The organism is Romboutsia sp. 13368 (assembly GCF_018336475.1).
Classification (GTDB): Bacteria; Bacillota; Clostridia; order Peptostreptococcales; family Peptostreptococcaceae; genus Romboutsia.
In genome coordinates, this window is sequence record NZ_CP048741.1 from 413,790 (window position 1) to 430,994 (window position 17,205).

General features: G+C 26.8%; 19 protein-coding genes, 1 other RNA gene and 1 pseudogene. 16 read left to right on the forward strand and 5 right to left on the reverse strand.

Features of this window, described 5'->3' with window-relative positions:
* Window positions 1-121 precede the first annotated feature (121 nt).
* Entirely contained in the window at window positions 122-340 is a 219-nt protein-coding gene (locus G3997_RS01670; protein ID WP_296647086.1) for a hypothetical protein, read from the forward strand.
* Between the two features lie 30 nt (window positions 341-370).
* Here G3997_RS01670 and acpP read toward each other — a convergent pair whose 3' ends face one another.
* Window positions 371-598, reverse strand: coding sequence for an acyl carrier protein (acpP, locus tag G3997_RS01675; protein ID WP_296647089.1), 228 nt, complete (start codon window positions 596-598; stop codon window positions 371-373).
* 147 nt (window positions 599-745) lie between these two features.
* Between acpP and G3997_RS01680 the strand changes: the two genes are divergently transcribed.
* The 12 genes from G3997_RS01680 (at window position 746) to G3997_RS01735 (ending at window position 10,778) form a co-directional block, all read left to right on the forward strand.
* Entirely contained in the window at window positions 746-1,171 is a 426-nt protein-coding gene (locus tag G3997_RS01680) for a hypothetical protein (RefSeq protein WP_296647091.1), read from the forward strand.
* A 30-nt stretch (window positions 1,172-1,201) separates the two neighbouring features.
* The gene (locus G3997_RS01685; RefSeq protein ID WP_296647094.1) at window positions 1,202-1,405 is read left to right on the forward strand and encodes a hypothetical protein; all 204 of its coding nucleotides are present in this window, start codon (window positions 1,202-1,204) and stop codon (window positions 1,403-1,405) included.
* 150 nt (window positions 1,406-1,555) lie between these two features.
* A complete protein-coding gene (locus G3997_RS01690; RefSeq protein ID WP_296647099.1) occupies window positions 1,556-1,762 on the forward strand; it encodes a hypothetical protein in 207 nt (68 codons plus the stop codon).
* A gap of 160 nt (window positions 1,763-1,922) precedes the next feature.
* On the forward strand, window positions 1,923-2,147 hold the full coding sequence (locus G3997_RS01695) for a hypothetical protein (RefSeq protein ID WP_296647104.1): 225 nt from the start codon (window positions 1,923-1,925) through the stop codon (window positions 2,145-2,147).
* Window positions 2,148-2,322: 175 nt separating this feature from the next.
* A complete protein-coding gene (locus G3997_RS01700; protein ID WP_296647105.1) occupies window positions 2,323-2,502 on the forward strand; it encodes a hypothetical protein in 180 nt (59 codons plus the stop codon).
* A 91-nt stretch (window positions 2,503-2,593) separates the two neighbouring features.
* A complete protein-coding gene (locus G3997_RS01705; protein WP_296647108.1) occupies window positions 2,594-2,782 on the forward strand; it encodes a hypothetical protein in 189 nt (62 codons plus the stop codon).
* A gap of 210 nt (window positions 2,783-2,992) precedes the next feature.
* Window positions 2,993-4,006, forward strand: coding sequence for a LacI family DNA-binding transcriptional regulator (locus G3997_RS01710; protein WP_296647111.1), 1,014 nt, complete (start codon window positions 2,993-2,995; stop codon window positions 4,004-4,006).
* A 154-nt stretch (window positions 4,007-4,160) separates the two neighbouring features.
* Entirely contained in the window at window positions 4,161-5,702 is a 1,542-nt protein-coding gene (gene hutH, locus G3997_RS01715; RefSeq protein ID WP_296647116.1) for a histidine ammonia-lyase, read from the forward strand.
* A gap of 83 nt (window positions 5,703-5,785) precedes the next feature.
* The gene (locus G3997_RS01720; RefSeq protein WP_296647119.1) at window positions 5,786-7,816 is read left to right on the forward strand and encodes a urocanate hydratase; all 2,031 of its coding nucleotides are present in this window, start codon (window positions 5,786-5,788) and stop codon (window positions 7,814-7,816) included.
* Between the two features lie 107 nt (window positions 7,817-7,923).
* Complete coding sequence (gene ftcD / locus G3997_RS01725; RefSeq protein WP_296647122.1) at window positions 7,924-8,817, forward strand: glutamate formimidoyltransferase; 894 nt, start codon at window positions 7,924-7,926, stop codon at window positions 8,815-8,817.
* Between the two features lie 4 nt (window positions 8,818-8,821).
* Window positions 8,822-10,093, forward strand: a complete 1,272-nt coding sequence (gene hutI, locus G3997_RS01730) for an imidazolonepropionase (protein WP_296647127.1) — start codon at window positions 8,822-8,824, stop codon at window positions 10,091-10,093.
* Between the two features lie 46 nt (window positions 10,094-10,139).
* Window positions 10,140-10,778, forward strand: a complete 639-nt coding sequence (locus G3997_RS01735) for a cyclodeaminase/cyclohydrolase family protein (RefSeq protein ID WP_296647130.1) — start codon at window positions 10,140-10,142, stop codon at window positions 10,776-10,778.
* Window positions 10,779-10,840: 62 nt separating this feature from the next.
* On the opposite strand, the gene G3997_RS01740 is transcribed toward G3997_RS01735, so the two are convergent.
* Entirely contained in the window at window positions 10,841-11,272 is a 432-nt protein-coding gene (locus tag G3997_RS01740; RefSeq protein ID WP_296647134.1) for a hypothetical protein, read from the reverse strand.
* A gap of 232 nt (window positions 11,273-11,504) precedes the next feature.
* Between G3997_RS01740 and G3997_RS11490 the strand changes: the two are divergent.
* A pseudogene (locus G3997_RS11490) lies at window positions 11,505-12,251 on the forward strand (hypothetical protein); the annotation flags it as partial.
* 107 nt (window positions 12,252-12,358) lie between these two features.
* Window positions 12,359-12,541: non-coding RNA, 6S RNA (gene ssrS / locus G3997_RS01750), on the forward strand.
* A 29-nt stretch (window positions 12,542-12,570) separates the two neighbouring features.
* On the opposite strand, the gene G3997_RS01755 is transcribed toward ssrS, so the two are convergent.
* On the reverse strand, window positions 12,571-13,584 hold the full coding sequence (locus tag G3997_RS01755) for a hypothetical protein (protein ID WP_296647138.1): 1,014 nt from the start codon (window positions 13,582-13,584) through the stop codon (window positions 12,571-12,573).
* A 177-nt stretch (window positions 13,585-13,761) separates the two neighbouring features.
* Between G3997_RS01755 and G3997_RS01760 the strand changes: the two genes are divergently transcribed.
* Window positions 13,762-14,994, forward strand: coding sequence for a hypothetical protein (locus G3997_RS01760; RefSeq protein WP_296647142.1), 1,233 nt, complete (start codon window positions 13,762-13,764; stop codon window positions 14,992-14,994).
* A gap of 49 nt (window positions 14,995-15,043) precedes the next feature.
* On the opposite strand, the gene G3997_RS01765 is transcribed toward G3997_RS01760, so the two are convergent.
* Both G3997_RS01765 and G3997_RS01770 read right to left on the reverse strand, forming a co-directional pair.
* Window positions 15,044-15,691: a hypothetical protein gene (locus tag G3997_RS01765; RefSeq protein ID WP_296647144.1), complete on the reverse strand. Its 648-nt coding sequence runs from the start codon at window positions 15,689-15,691 to the stop codon at window positions 15,044-15,046.
* Between the two features lie 9 nt (window positions 15,692-15,700).
* Window positions 15,701-17,026 carry a polysaccharide biosynthesis protein gene (locus G3997_RS01770; protein ID WP_296647147.1) on the reverse strand — a complete coding sequence of 442 codons (1,326 nt, stop codon included), beginning with the start codon at window positions 17,024-17,026 and terminating at the stop codon, window positions 15,701-15,703.
* Window positions 17,027-17,205 lie beyond the last annotated feature (179 nt).

Sequence of the window (17,205 nt, forward strand, 5' to 3'; positions counted from 1 at the left end):
CTCCATCTGCATTACGTGCAGTTAATATTTCTAACAGCTTCCTAAATCCTGCTCTATTGAAATTTGTTCCTGTAGACTTATCTATAAAYRAATTGTCTACATATTAAAGGAGGGAGTGTAGGTGGATCAATTAAAGGGGATGTTTAGAGGATTTGATCTTTTTGATGATAACCCAACGTTAGTCTTTCTTATATTAGGATTAGTAGTATTATTAGTACTTGGAAATGGAGATTTAGGTTGTTTTTTTGATCAAAATAATTCATTAATATGGATTATAGCTATAGTATTTATATTATTTTTATTTAATAACAATAACTATGACGATGATTGCTATTGTTAATAATAAATAAAACCGAGATAACTCTCGGTTTTATTTATTATTTTCTATAAATTTACAAATATCTCCTATTGTTTTGAAGTTTTCAGCTTCTTCATCTGGTATTTCTATACCAAATTCATCTTCAAGAGCCATTATAACTTCAACTGCATCTAAAGAGTCTGCTTCTAAATCGTCAGTTAAAGATGTTTCTAGAGTTATAGTATCTACATCATCTATAGATAATTGTTCAGAAACTATTGATCTTACTTTTTCAAACATATTACCCTCCTGTAATAAATGATATTTTTAATTGTAGTTTAATATAAGATGGACAATTTTTCAATATACATTTAAATAAAAAGTAATAAAGTTATAAAGTGTGAATATAAATTTAACATATATAAATTTTAACATAGGAGGAAACTTATGAAATACATAGGACTATTAATATCATCTATAGCAGTATTCTTAGTTATATTAACAAATCTTTACTATAATTCTATAACATTAGATATTCAAAAAATAGAAGACTACATAGTAGAAAGTAATATAATTTTAGAGGATATAGTAAAAAAAGAAGAAGAGGTAATAGCAAAAAAGGATGAATATATATCCAGATTAATTAATTTAAAAAATGGAATAAAAAGTTCAAATACATCTTTTTTAGTGAAGGAATATAAAGAGTACAAAGTTAAATCTATAGAAAGTTTAATAAAAAGTATTTCAGAATCAGATTTAAAATATTTAGAAGATGTAGAAAAGTATAATGATTTATGTGAACAAGAGCTAGAAAAAATTATTAATAAGGGATTGATAGAGGTAACTTCTTTACCAATTAATACATATAGTTAGTATAGTAGCAATTTTAATGGAGGGAATGTCATGGCTAAGCTAGAAGATACGATATCCCGATTTTTTGGAGGAAAAGATGGAATATTTGGTAATAAATTATTAATAATAATAGTTTTAGTTTTTCTAATAATCTGTACAGATTTACTTGATAATTTTTTTGATGATGACAGTATGTGGATTTGGATAATATTAATAATTTTATTACTATTTAATTTTGATGATAGTTGTTATTAGTTTTTAGAAATCTATATGATTTCTTTTTTTTTGCCCAAATATATTAATTCTATAAAATAGTAAAATGTAACAATTTTATTCATAAATACATATTATTTATTAAATAGGTAATAAAATAGTTACCTATAAATAAAAAAGGGGGCATAAATAATGTCAGAACATCAAGGAATTCAACGTTTCTTTGGAGGATGTGGATTCGGAGGTGGTGGATTAATAATAATATTAATAATAGCAGCAATACTTTTATTAGGTGACGATTTATTCGAATGGTTATTCTGTGATGATATGGCTTTAATTTGGATAGTATTATTAATATTACTATTAACTAACTTTGGTTTTGATGGAGGATGCTGTTAAACAATATTAAAGGGACTACCTCAGTCCCTTTAAAAATAAAAAAATTCAAAAATTTAATAACACTTTATAAAAATTTACATAGTATATAATTAGAAGGATGAAAAATCCTATAGTCAGCTAAGTTTTTCTAATTGTATATATATTTAAGGAGGGGATATTTGTGGGTGGTAAATTAAGTAGAATATTCGGTGGAGATGGATTCTTTAACGGTGGAGCATGGTGGATAATAGTATTATTCTTCTTATTCTTAGCTTTCCAAGAATGTTGGAGTGAAATATGTATAACTGACTGGATACCATTCTTAATATTATTACTAATTGTATGCTCATGTGGTGGAGGCTTTGACGAAGACTGTGGATGCTTAGATAATGGATATGACTGCTAAATTATAATTAGTAAYTAAATYATAATTAGTAATGTGAAAAAGGATGCGAATTTTGCATCCTTTTTCTTTGGAAAATAAAATAAAACTGTATAAAAACAATATCACAAATTACCTTAGTTGCATATTATATGTTAAGAGCGAAAGCTCAATATAAATATCAACAGGAGGTAGCAAAATGTTAGAAAGATTATTTGGTAATGATGGATTTTTTGGAGAAGGAGCATGGTGGATAATAATATTATTCTTCTTATTCTTAGCATTTGGAGATTGCTGGAATGATCTAGATATAATGGCATGGATACCATTCTTAATAGTATTATTAATACTTTGTAGCTGTGGAGGATGCTTTAATTAGAAAATAAGATTTAAAGTAACATCATAGGTATTAAAATCATATATAAACTTATATATGGTTTATCAAACAATATACAAGGGGGATTTTTATTATGTTAGATAGATTCTTTGGTGGATGCGATGATGACTTTGGTGCAGGATGGTGGATAATAATATTATTCTTCTTATTCTTAGCATTTGGAGATACTTGGAATGAAATATGTATAACTGATTGGATACCATTCTTAATATTATTATTAATAGCTTGCTCTTGTGGTGGATTATTTGGTGATGGATGCTAATAAGAATATTTAGTAATAAAGGTGCTGGTTTTATACCAGTACCTTTTATTTATGTTGAATAAGTTTATATAATGAAATACATAATTTAAATAAGAAAGGTCAAAAATAAAATAATTATGTTTACATAATACTATAATAATAGTATAATTGAGTTTTAAAATAGATTATATCGAATTGAAATAAATAGTACTACATAAGGAGGATATCAATATGAGAGGTACAATAACTATAAAAGATGTAGCTAAAAAAGCAGGCGTTTCTATATCTACAGTATCTAGAGTAATAAATGACTCAAAACCAGTAACGGATGAAGTTAAACAAAAAGTTTTAGATGTAATAAAAGAAACAGGATATATACCAAACCCACTAGCGAGAAGTTTAGTAACAAAAAGAAGTCAATTAATAGGAGTAATAGTTCCTGAAGTTTCGGATTCTTTTGTAAATGAAATATTAAATGGAATAGAAGAAGTAGCAAAGATGTATGATTATGAAATACTTTTAGCAAATACTTATTCAGATAAAGAACAAGAACTAAAAAGTATAAATTTACTTAGAGCCAAGCAAGTAGAAGGTATAGTTATGATTTGTTGGAAAGTTGAAGAAGATCATATAAACTATATTCAAAATTGTGGAATACCAGCAACATATATAAGTAAAACGGCAAGAGATTATGATATATATACAGTTAGTACAAGTAACACAGAAGCAACATATGATATGACTAAATATCTTATAGATAAAGGCCATGAAGATATTGCATTCATAATGACAAGTAAAGATGATACGATATTAGAAAGAGAAAGACTAGCTGGATATGAACAAGCTTTAAATGAAAATAATATAAAATTAGATGAAAGTTTAATAAAATACGGTGGAACTACTTATGAAGCTGGTTATAAGAGTATGAATGAGCTTTTAGAAGAAGGTATAGTACCTCATGCTGCATTTGTAACTGGAGATGAAGCTGCTATAGGTGCTATAAATGCAGCTTGTGATAAAGGATATAAAGTACCTGAAGATATTTCAGTTGCAGGATTTAATGATGTTAAAATAGCAAAAATGTATAGACCTAAGTTAACAACAGTATATCAACCTTTATATGATATGGGAGCTGTTGCTATGAGAATGGTTATAAAGTTAATAAATAAAGAACCATTAGAAAGTAAAAAAATAGAATTACCTTACAGAATAGTGGAAAGAGAAAGTGTAATAACTAGAAAATAAATAAAAAAGACAAACTACAAAATTTTATAGTTTGTCTTTTTTTTGTACTAATAAAGAAATCATGGGAATATATTTTATGGAGACATGANAAAGAAATCATGGGAATATATTTTATGGAGACATGAGTATAAAATAATTATTAAGGAGTATAAATATGGAAAAAGTTCTTATTGATGGCAAAAGTTTAACTATTGAAGATGTTGTTAATGTTTGTAGACATAATTATGAAGTTGAAATTACTGATGATGCAATAATGAATGTAAAAAAAGCTAGAGCTTTAGTAGATAAGTTGGTAGATGAAGAAAAAATATCATATGGAATAACTACTGGTTTTGGAAGGTTTTCAGATGTGGCTATATCTAGAGAGGATTCAAAATTACTACAAAAGAATTTAATAATAAGTCACTCTTGTGGAGTAGGTAATCCATTAAGCGAAGAGATTGTAAGAGCAATTATGTTACTTAGAGTTAATAATTTATCTAAAGGATATTCAGGTATAAAAATAGAGACATTACAGACTTTAGTAGATATGATAAATAAAGGAGTTCATCCTATTATACCAGAAAAAGGATCATTAGGAGCATCAGGAGATTTAGCACCATTATCTCATATGGTTTTAACTATGATTGGAGAAGGTGAAGCTATATACAATGGGCAAAGAATGAGTTCTAAAGATGCAATGAATAAAGCAGGAATAAATATAATAGATGGATTATCCTCGAAAGAAGGACTAGCACTTATAAACGGAACTCAAGTTATGACTGCCATAGGGCTTTTAACTACATATGATGCAATTAATTTATTAAAAACAGCTGATATAGCTTATTGTCTTACAATGGAAGCATTAAATGGAATAACATGTGCTATGGATGAAAGAGTTCATGAAGTAAGACCACATAAAGGTCAAATTAATACAGCTAAAAATATATTAGATATATTAAAGAATAGTGAAATGACTAGTAAACAAGGTGAGATTAGAGTACAAGATGCATATTCTTTAAGATGCACACCTCAAATACATGGTGCAAGCAAAGATGCAATAGAATATGTAACAAATAAGATAAATATAGAAATAAATTCAGTAACAGACAATCCAATAATATTTGCAGACAAAGAAGATGTAATATCAGGTGGAAATTTCCATGGTCAACCAATGGCATTAAGTTTTGACTTTTTAGGAATAGCTTTATCAGAACTTGCAAATATATCAGAAAGAAGATTAGAAAAATTAGTAAATCCAGCAATAAATCATGGTTTACCAGCATTCTTAGTAAACCAAGGAGGCTTAAATTCTGGATTTATGATAGTACAATATAGTGCAGCATCTTTAGTATCAGAAAATAAAGTTTTGGCACATCCAGCAAGTGTAGATTCAATACCGTCATCAGCAAATCAAGAAGACCATGTATCTATGGGAACAATAGCAGCGAGAAAAGCAAGAGATATAATGGAAAATACTCGTAAGGTAATAGCTATGGAGATATTAGGAGCAGCTCAAGCTATAGATTTAAGAGGAAAGAAAAAACTTGGAGTAGGAAGTAATGCAGCATACAATGCAGTTAGAAACCATACAACATTTGTAGAGAAAGATAGAGTTATGTATTTAGAAATAAATACTGTAGAAGAGTTAATAAAGGATAACTTATTTGTTGAGGTTGTTGAAAGTGCAATAGGTAAAGAGTTATTAGTTAATTAATATTTTAATATATTTTATATTAAAGTATTTATTTTTATTTTATTAAAAATTTTATAAAGATATTAATAATGGGAGAAGAATTTATGGTAAAAGAATTAAATATTTTAAATCAAGAGATAGAAAATTCTATGAGTATAAAAATAACTAATATACCAAAAGAAGTACCTAACTTTATAGATGGAATAAGAAGAGCACCAAAAAGAGAATCTAAATTATCTCAAGAAGATATTAAGCTAGCATTAAAAAATGCATTAAGATATATACCAGAGGAGTATCATGAGGAATTAGCACCAGAATTTTTAGAAGAACTTATGACTACAGGGAGAATATATGGATATAGATTTAGACCAGATGGCAATATAAAAGGAAAAAATATTGATGAATATGAAGGGAAATGTATAGAGGGAAGGGCTTTTCAAGTTATGATAGATAATAATCTAGACTTTGATATAGCTCTTTATCCTTATGAACTTGTTACATATGGAGAAACAGGTCAAGTATTTCAAAACTGGATGCAGTATGTATTAGTAAAAGAATATTTAAAAGTTTTAACAGAAGATCAAACATTGGTAATTCAATCTGGTCATCCACTTGGATTATTTAAGTCAAAACCAGATGCACCAAGAGTTATACTTACTAATGGTCTTATGGTTGGTATGTTTGATAATTTAGAAGATTATAAGAGAGCATCTGCTATTGGTGTATCTAACTATGGTCAAATGACAGCAGGAGGATGGATGTATATAGGACCACAGGGAATAGTGCATGGAACATATTCAACATTATTAAATGCAGGAAGATTAATGCTTAATATAGATAAAGATTCAGATTTAAGAGGAAAATTATTTGTAACATCGGGCTTAGGTGGAATGAGTGGAGCTCAAGGAAAAGCTGTTGAAATAGCTGGTGGTGTAGGTATAATAGCTGAAGTTGATTATTCTAGAATTGAAACTAGATATACACAAGGTTGGGTTAGTAAAATAGCTAAAACTTGTAAAGAAGCTTTTGAAATGGCTAATGAATGTATAAAAAATAATGAGCCATGTGCAATAGCTTATCATGGTAATATAGTGGATTTATTAGAATATGCAGTTAAAGATAATATACATATAGATTTATTATCAGATCAAACATCTTGCCATGCTGTTTATGATGGTGGGTATTGCCCTTGCGGTATAACATTTGAAGAAAGAACAAAATTATTAGCAGAAGATAAAGAAACATTTACAAAATTAGTTGATAAAACACTAATGAAGCATTTTGAACTAATCAAAGAACTACACAATAGAGGTGTATATTTTTTTGATTATGGAAATAGTTTTATGAAAGCCATATATGATGCTGGGTGCAAAGAAATATCTAAAAATGGAGTAGATGAAAAAGATGGATTTATATTCCCATCATATGTTGAAGATATATTAGGGCCACAATTATTTGATTATGGGTATGGTCCATTTAGATGGGTTTGCTTATCTGGAAAACAAGAAGATTTAGAAAAAACTGATAGAGCAGCTATGGAAATAATAGATCCTGATAGAAGATATCAAGATAGAGATAATTGGATTTGGATAAGAGATGCAAAGAAAAATAAATTAGTTGTAGGAACGCAAGCTAGAATACTTTATCAAGATGCACTAGGAAGAACAAACATTGCTCTTAAATTTAATGATATGGTTAGACGTGGTGAAATAGGACCTGTAATGTTAGGTAGAGATCATCATGATGTATCAGGAACAGATTCTCCATTTAGAGAAACATCAAATATAAAGGATGGAAGTAATATAATGGCTGATATGGCTACTCACTGTTTTGCAGGAAATTGTGCAAGAGGAATGAGTTTGGTAGCACTTCACAATGGTGGTGGAGTAGGAATAGGTAAATCTATAAATGGTGGATTTGGAATGGTTCTAGATGGATCTCAAAGAGTTGATGATATCCTTAGAACTTCTATGCCATGGGATGTTATGAATGGAGTTGCTAGACGTGCTTGGGCTAGAAATGAAAATTCAATAACTACTGCTATGGAATACAACAAAATGTGTGAAGGCAAAGATCATATAACACTTCCTTATATTGTAAGTGAAGAGTTAATAAATGAATTAGTAGATAGATAATATAATATATAGCTAAATTTAAATTAGTAGAGATTATAATTTATTATACCTAAGATTATAATCTCTACTAACTAATTATATATTTAATTTAATTACAGGGGGTAAATATGGCTATAGTTCAATGTATACCAAATTTTAGTGAAGGAAGAGATTTAGAAAAAATAGAAAAGATAGTTCAACCATTAAGAGGAAAAGAGGGGGTAAAATTACTTAACTATGAAGCTGATAAAAACTATAATAGATTAGTTGTAACTGTAATAGGAGAACCAAATAAAGTTAAAAATGCAGTTTTAGAAGCTATAGGAGTAGCTACAGATTTGATAGATATGAATAACCATAGAGGACAACATTCAAGATTTGGAGCTACAGATGTTTGTCCATTTATACCTATAAAAGATATGACTATGGATGATGCTATAGATTTAGCAAAAGAACTTGGAAATGAAGTAGCAAGTAAATATAATATTCCGGTATTTTTATATGAAAGTGCTGCAACTAATCCAGAAAGAATAAATTTAGCAACTGTTAGAAAAGGCGAGTATGAAGGATTAGATGAAAAACTTAGAGATATTAATTGGATGCCTGATTTTGGAGATGCTAAGAAACATAATACAGCCGGTGCAATAGCTATTGGTGCAAGAAGACCTCTTATAGCATATAATATAAATCTTGATACTGAAGATATAGAAATAGCATCAAAAATTGCAAAAACAATAAGATATTCTAATGGAGGATATAGGTTTATAAAAGCAGGTCCAGTTGAAGTACCAGAAAGAAAAATGACACAAGTAACTATGAACTTAACTGATTATACTAAAACAAGTATGTATAGAGCATTTGAAGCTGTAAAGATGGAAGCTAGAAGATATGGAGTAAATGTAATTGGAAGTGAAATAGTTGGACTATGTCCAATGGAAGCACTTATAGATGTTTCAGCATATTATTTAGGATTAGAAAACTTTGATTTAAATAAAGTTTTAGAGACTAATTTAATGGAGTAAAATTATGAAAGCAGATTTAGTAATTAAAAATATAGGAAAATTAGCTACTATGAGAAGTAAAAATACTCCAGTAGTAGGTAAGGATATGAATAATGTAGAAATCCTTGAAGATGCATATGTAGCAATAAAAGATGGAATATTTATTGAGATAGGTATAGGAGAAAATTATAAAAATATAGTTAATTTTAATACTGAAATAAATGATGCACAGGGGCTTTTAGTTACTCCAGGACTTATAGATTCACATACTCACTTAGTTCATGGTGGTTCAAGGGAAAATGAATTTTCTAAAAAAATTTCAGGAATACCATATATAGAAATTTTAAAAGAAGGTGGAGGAATACTTAGCACTGTAAAGTCAACTAAAGAACATTCTGATGAAGAACTATATTCTAAAGCAATAAAAAGCCTTGATAGGATGTTAGAATTAGGTGTTACTACTGTAGAGTCTAAAAGTGGATATGGATTAGAGATAGATACGGAAATAAAACAACTAAAAGTTGCTCATCAATTAAATAAAACTCATCCAGTTGATTTAGTTCATACCTTTCTAGGTGCTCATGCAATACCTATTGAGTACAAAAACAATAGTAAAAAATATATAGATATTTTAATTAATGAGATGATGCCTAAGATTAAAGAATTAGAGTTAGCGGAATTTTGTGATGTATTTTGTGAAGAAGGAGTATTTTCAATAGAAGAAAGTGAATTGATATTATCAAAAGCAAAAGAAATGGGATTTAAATTAAAAATACACGCAGATGAAATTGAGTCATTAGGTGGAGCTGAGTTATCAGCTAAATTAAAGTGTATATCAGCAGATCATCTAATGGCAGCTAGTGAAGAAGGTATAGATATGATGGCTAAAAATAAAGTCATTGCTAATTTACTTCCAGCTACATCTTTTAACTTAAATAAGCCCTATGCAAATGCTAGAAAGATGATTGATTCAAACTTAGGAATAGCTTTATCTAGCGATTATAATCCTGGAAGTTGTCCTAGTGAAAACTTACAGTTTGTAATGCAGTTAGGTTGTTTAGGACTTAAAATGACACCTTATGAAGTACTAAATGCAGTTACTATAAATGCAGCATATGCTATAGATAGACAAAATGAAATTGGGTCTATAGAAATAGGTAAAAAAGCAGATTTAGTAGTATTTGACGCTCCTAATATAGAATATTTAATGTATCACTTTGGAATAAATCATACTAAACAAGTTTATAAAAATGGAAATTTAGTAGTAGATGATAAAGTAATACTAAGCAAAATATAGTTAATTTTAATAAATATTAATATTATTAAAAAATAGGGGGGTAATTATGAAATTAGTTGATATGACTATATGTGAATTTTCTGATGAAGTTGATTCTAATTCTCCAGCACCTGGTGGTGGATCAGTATCAGCATTAGCTGGTAACATAGGTATAGGGTTAGCAAGAATGATGGCACATTTAAGTTTTGGTAAGAAAAAATATGAAAATTTAGATGAAAGTATAAGAATTGAGTTTTTAGAAAGATTTAATCAATTATCAGATATAAGAGCTGAATTAGTTGATCTTATTGATAAAGACACTGAATCTTTCAATGAATTTATGAAAGCGATAAGGCTTCCAAAGGATAGTGAAGAGCAAGTTAAATATAGAAATAGTGCAATACAAGAAGCTACTTTATTTTCAATAGATGTTCCATTTAAAACATCAAAAGAATGTTTAAAGGCATTAAGTATAATAGAGTATATTCTTGAATATGGAAACCAAAATGCAATTACAGATATAGGTGTAGGAACACTTATGTTATATACGGGAGTAGAAGGTGCAATTTTAAATGTAAAAGTAAATTTAAGTTCATTAGAAAATAAAGAATTAAAAGAATATTATTCTAATGAATGTGAAGTTATATTAAGAAAAGCTGCTTTAATTAAAGATAATATTATATCAAGTATACATAAAAAACTATAAATAAAATGCTAGAGTATTAACTCTAGCATTTTTTATATTAAGATATTATATAAAAAATTAAGTTAATCAATAGTTTTTTTAGTTTTTTTAGGAGTATTAGTTTCTGATGTATTTTTATTAATTGTATTTTGATGATTATTTGAAGGTTTAGTTTTTTTAGATTTATTTAAATTTGAAGAAGTAGAAGAATCATTTGATGGAGTCTGCTTTTTAGATTTACTTTTCTTATTTTCTAACTTATCTTTAATTTCTGCATCTGATATTTTATTCATTACAGAATCCAATTTTTTTCTTTGCTCATCATTTAAAAAAGCTTTTAACTTAGAAACAACTTGTTCTTTACCTTCTAAGTTTTTTCCTATTTTAACAAGCTCATCTATTAATTCATTTTCTGATTTTCCTTTATATCCATCAGCTATCTTTTCTATTTTCTCCTTGTCTATATTTTTTTCTTTAGCCATTTTTTCTAACATATCTGTATCTATTTTTTTCATAAATTTACCCCTTTCTTATAATATAAATTAAATTTTATTCATATTATTTATATATAGATATAATTTGAAGTAGCCAAGTGAATTAGATTAAATAAAATTTATTATAAATAATATATATGCACATACTCCAAAAAAAAGTAACACTAACATTAAATAAAACATATTTATATATGAGGGAGTAGTATAGTTTAAGGGGTGACTTGTATTGAATAATCTACTATTAATTATCGGAATGCTAGCATTAAGTAATGGAAATATATCGTTGTTTGATAGTAAAAATAAATCTWTGNATAATAAAAATAAGCCTAAATTAAGTAATGAAGAAAGTAAACGGACTAAAGAAAGAAAAGTAAGAGGAAGATCAGTTAAAAAAACAAAAACTTCGAATAATCGCGAAAATGATTTGTTTAAATTTAATATGAATGATATAAATAGGGGTATGAAAATGATGGATTTAAGTGATGAAGATTTAGATCGTGGTATGGAAATAATAACAAGAACTAAAAAGTATATGTCACCTGAAGAAAGAAAAATTTTAATAAAAATAGAAAGTTTACTAGATTTAGTAAAAGGTATAAAGAAACTTAATGGAATTGATTTTGATGATTACGAAGAAACAAACTTTTTTAGAAGTATGGATGATGAAGATAAAAAGAATATGATGATAAGAGAAATATTAGAAGTATTTCCTGAAAAAAGAAAAGACTCTCTTGATAAAGCTATGGATATGAAGAAGAAGATAGATTTATTTGCAGAATTATTTTTGCCAGATGATTTTGGAGATGGAGGATTTAGTTTAAGCTCTTTAGTAAATATAAATAACTTAGGTAGCATGAATAATCTTAAGTTATTAGGAAGTCTTTTAAGAATAGATGATGATAAAAAATATGAAGAGTATGATGATTATGAAGAGTATGAGGAATACGAAGATGAGGATGAATATGATGATTATTATGAAGAATATGACGACTCAGGTGAATACATAAAAGAAAATAGAAAATAATATGGAAAAAATAAATAAATTTAGAATAATTGTCATACAAAACWACTTTTAAGATATTGCTTTTTAAGATATAATAATAATATAAAATCCTGAAGCATTCGATACGGCTTATTTAAATTCAACCGACAAATGTTAAACGGGAGACTGTGTCTACTAAAATATAACAGGCCTGTATTTATACAGGAAGTTAAAAGTTAGTAGCAGGTCACCCACCTGGGAGTATCTCGGGTATGAATTTATTGGGCCACCGGTGTTTTGGGATTTTTTAGTGTTACTAAATAGCAACACTAAAATTTTAAAATCCTATTATACTTATATCATTATTAATACTAAATACTGAAGTGGTATTATAAGATAAGTCATCAGAATAATTTGAAATAAACTTAGATTTACAAAAATCTTCATCTAAACTATTATCATCTATTTCATGTTCACTCCATGTTTTTCCTAAATTATCAGAACATGCTGTATATAGTTTATTATAGTTAACCCACATTAAGTTAAGATAAGAATTATGCTTAACTAAACTAGGGTATATACAAGTTGATGGTCCAGATATATAATTAGAAGTATTTATATCAAACTTATTTTCACTTAAATAACCATTCATATATTTAACTGCATATCCATTATCTATGTTCTCACAAAATGTTAAATGATAAAAATTTATATTATCTTTTAAAACTGATAAATATAATTTATTTTTATTTGAATTAGTAATTTGACAAGGCGTAGACCATGTTAATGTACTAGAATTAAATCTAGAAAAAAATACTTCCTCACATCCATTTACAAGATTGAAATAAAATACAATTGGAGAATTTTGAACCCATAAAACTGAAAAATTATCTAACACTATATGGCTAATGAAATCAATCTTATTTTCAATCCAAATACCATTATGGTTATAGTTATGAAATAATGCACAGGTGTTACTAGAATTATTATTATAAACAAAGTAGATAATATGCATATCATTATTTACTACATTTATATACGGAAATATAATATTGAATTTATTATAATCATAGTTAAAAAGATCTTTTTTAGTAGGAGTAGAATATCCTTTAGGTATATGTAACATTTTTATACCATTGTCATTATATACTCCATAAATATCATCATTATTACACAATGAAAAGTAACAAGTTGTAAAATTCATTCCTTTTAAATTTGCTATAACATTACTAGATAATAAATTATTATTTGTATCATAGTGATTAATTTTTATATCATTATCTATGGTGAATTTAAATAGCTCTTTATTAGACCTTCTTATAATTGTAGAACCTTTATTAATAAAACTCATAAAACTCCTCCTTATAAAAGTTTTCATAATAAATATATATTTAATATAAAAAATTTTATTCTACTTATATAAATAGTAAGCTTGTTTAAGTAACAAATATTAATTTGTACGCATATTATTAAGTAGGCACAGAAGCCAATTGGTTTTATAATTCATTTAAGGGGAGGACAATGAAGGATGCAAGATCTTAAAAAAAATAAAAGAAAATTAAATCAATCAACTCTACAAAATGAAGCTAGAGAAGACTTAAATGAAGAAGTACAAGAAGATATATCTAGATATTATAAATCAAATGGATGTAACTGTAATAAACATAATGATGAATATGAAAAGGAATGCGATTGTTCATGTAATTCAAAACATAACAATAAGCACAACCACAATGAATGTTATTGTGAACCTTGTCAAGTAGAAGCTGATGAATGCGTACACAAGGTATTTGAAGAAGGATGCTGCAATCCTATATCAGCAAATAAATTCTCAACAGCAAATAGTGTACCACTTGCAATAGAAACAAACAGAATATTTGATAGCATTAAATTCCAAGTATTTACAGAAGCACAGGCTCCTAATGGAAATGACTTATTTTTTGAATACGAAGTTGTATCAGTTAATGGTCCTATTCCAAGAACAGGTGTTGTAAATGTAAATATAGATAAAGTATGCCTGAACTATACAGATATAATAATAAATCCTGGATGTACTACTTTAGAAGACTATACAGTAAGACCTATAGTGCAGTTTGAAACTGAACCTTGTAATGAAAATCTTTGTCCAGAATTTGTGGACAATACAAATAGTGAATTCTGCCAAACTTCTTTTGAATATAATGTTTGTGGAAATAAAAATACTGAATGCTGTTTCCAAGGAAAAGGCGAAAGAGTAGGATACAAAGAAAGAGGATTAAATGTTGTAGTTGAAAATCTAGTACTAGAATTAAAAGGAAAATGTGGATGTACAGATATTACAGTACTTGCATATCCAGCTATAATGACAGATACTGGAAATTTACAGTTAACTGATGCAGTAGTATTTAATTTTAATACTTTAACAGCTCCTATGTGTGTACCAGCAAATGGAAAATCATTTATACTAAGACAAAACTTCCAAACTTCTTTAAATGTTGATTGGATAGGAAAAGCATTATTAAGATTAGTAGATGAAAGTTGCTGTGAATGTTTATATGACTTCTGTATACCAAATGGAATAGATTTGATACTTTGCTTAGAAGAAGTAGTTAGTATTTTAGTAAGTGAACAAATAGTAGTATTAGCAGCTCCAAATGCAGTAGACCCAAGACTAGTAGATACTTTTGGAAAAGTTTGTGATTTTACAACTTGCCCAGCAACAACTATTACTACTAATAATAACACTAATAACAATGGAAATGGATGTAATTGTAATAGATAATTATCTAGAAAAGAGGCTATTTTATATAGCCTCTTTTTCTTTTTATATACTATAATTTATATTTTATGCTATAGCAGTATTCAAAAATATCACTTTTTATATTAGAGTTAATATTTTGTTTATTAAAAGATATTTGATTACTACGATATAAAGGTGTATTTGTAAGCCACTTTCTAGAAATACTATTAAATATCATAGTGTGATCAACTACATCTCTAGATAATAAATCTATAGTTTTATACTGAAATACTATGTTTGATAATTCATCTATATTTAGTTTATATATTGATGAATTATCTTTAAATACCTTATCAATTGTATGTCTAAAAAGTTTATAGTTAGAAGGAGTGAAGTTTAAGTGAGATAATTTATAGAGATTTTCATCTAATGGATATTTTTCAACAATAAACAGATTAAAATAGTTATTTATGACATAAAGCCTTACATCTTTAATATTTTTAGTATTATTAAAACATCTACGAATCACCTTTTTATCCCAATGACCATCATTATTGAAAAAATGAATAATTTTTCCGAAATTATCTATACCCAATATATGAATATTATTATCATCATCAATATTAGCAGAATAAGAATGTATATTACTAGCTAATTTTTCAGTATTTTCATTTATATTTTTTATATATAAAGAATTTTTATCGGTGTATATATAAAAAGGTTTAATATTAGTATTCATTTTAACCTCCTAATATTTTGAAAATTTAAAAGACCTATAAAGAACAATAGTATGTAATAAAGATGAAAGCATTGATGTTAATGTAGTCGTATAAATGTATCCATTTATATTTATACTTGGAATAGGTAGCAATATATATAATAAAATTAATTGAATTACTATAGTGGATATTGTAATTATGCTAGAGTGAACTTCTTTTCTAATTGCATGAAGTATTGCAGAAAGTGTTTGATTTAATGAAGTAAATAAAGGTAATAAGAACATTGATTTTAGATACATACCAGCTGATGAATTCTTAAATACTATCAAACATAATTTGTCTCCCCAAAAATAAAAAATAATGGAACATAGACTACCAACAAATAATGTTAATAATACTGCATATAAAGTTTTTAATTTTATAGCTTTATAGTTTTTTAGAGAAACTTCTTGTGAAATACTAGGAATTAAATTAACAACTAAAGCAGAGCCTAATGTAAATGGAATATATATAAAAGGCATAACCATTCCACTTATTACTCCATATATACTTAATGATTGATGATAGCTTAAACCAGATAGTGCTAATCTTGATGGTATTATCATAGAACTAATAGAATTAAGTAAAATATTTGACATTCTGTTACAAGTTAGAGGTAAAGATATTTTTAGTGTTTCTATAGATGCATTATAAAAATCTTTAATATTTATTATATATTTATTAGATAAATTTGAGTTTTTATATAAACAACATGTTATGAAAAAAATATTAGCAATTTCGCCAATAGATATTCCTAATATAGCTATATAACAATTTAATGAATCTTTTTTTATATAGCTAATAATTGTAAATACAAATAATATTCTACAGATTTGTTCTATAACTTGGCCTATAGCTGGTACTGTAGCATTTTTTATTCCATAATAGTATCCTCTTAACACATTAGATATAGTTATTACTACAACAGCAGGACTAATTCCTAAAATTAATAAATAAAATCTACTATCATTAAAAAATTTAACCGATAAATATTTAGCATTAAATGAAATAAGTAATGACAAGGTAAAGGAAATAAAAAATGATACATATAGGGTTGATATAAATAAAACATTTTGGCTGTGTTTATCTTTAATTGCATTTTTATTTGCAACAAGACAGCTTAAAGCAGTAGGTATACCTGTAGTAGTTAATGCAATAGATGCCATTAAAAAATTAAATAATATATGGTAAATACCTAATCCAGACTCACCAATTATTCTAGATAAAAAAATCTTATATATAAATCCAAGTATCCTTACTACAAAGTTAGATATAAACAATATTATGGTAGAGAATATGAGATTAGGGATTCTCAATAAATCACCCCCTTATGTTTAAATATATTCATAAAGGAGTGAAAAAATAATTATATATTTTTAAATTGTGGTTTCATTTTATAATATCTTCTATAGTAGTTTTACTATTACTAGAAAAACTTGAATGCATGTGATAATTATAAAACATTAAATATTTCCCATTTTTATAAAAATTTTGA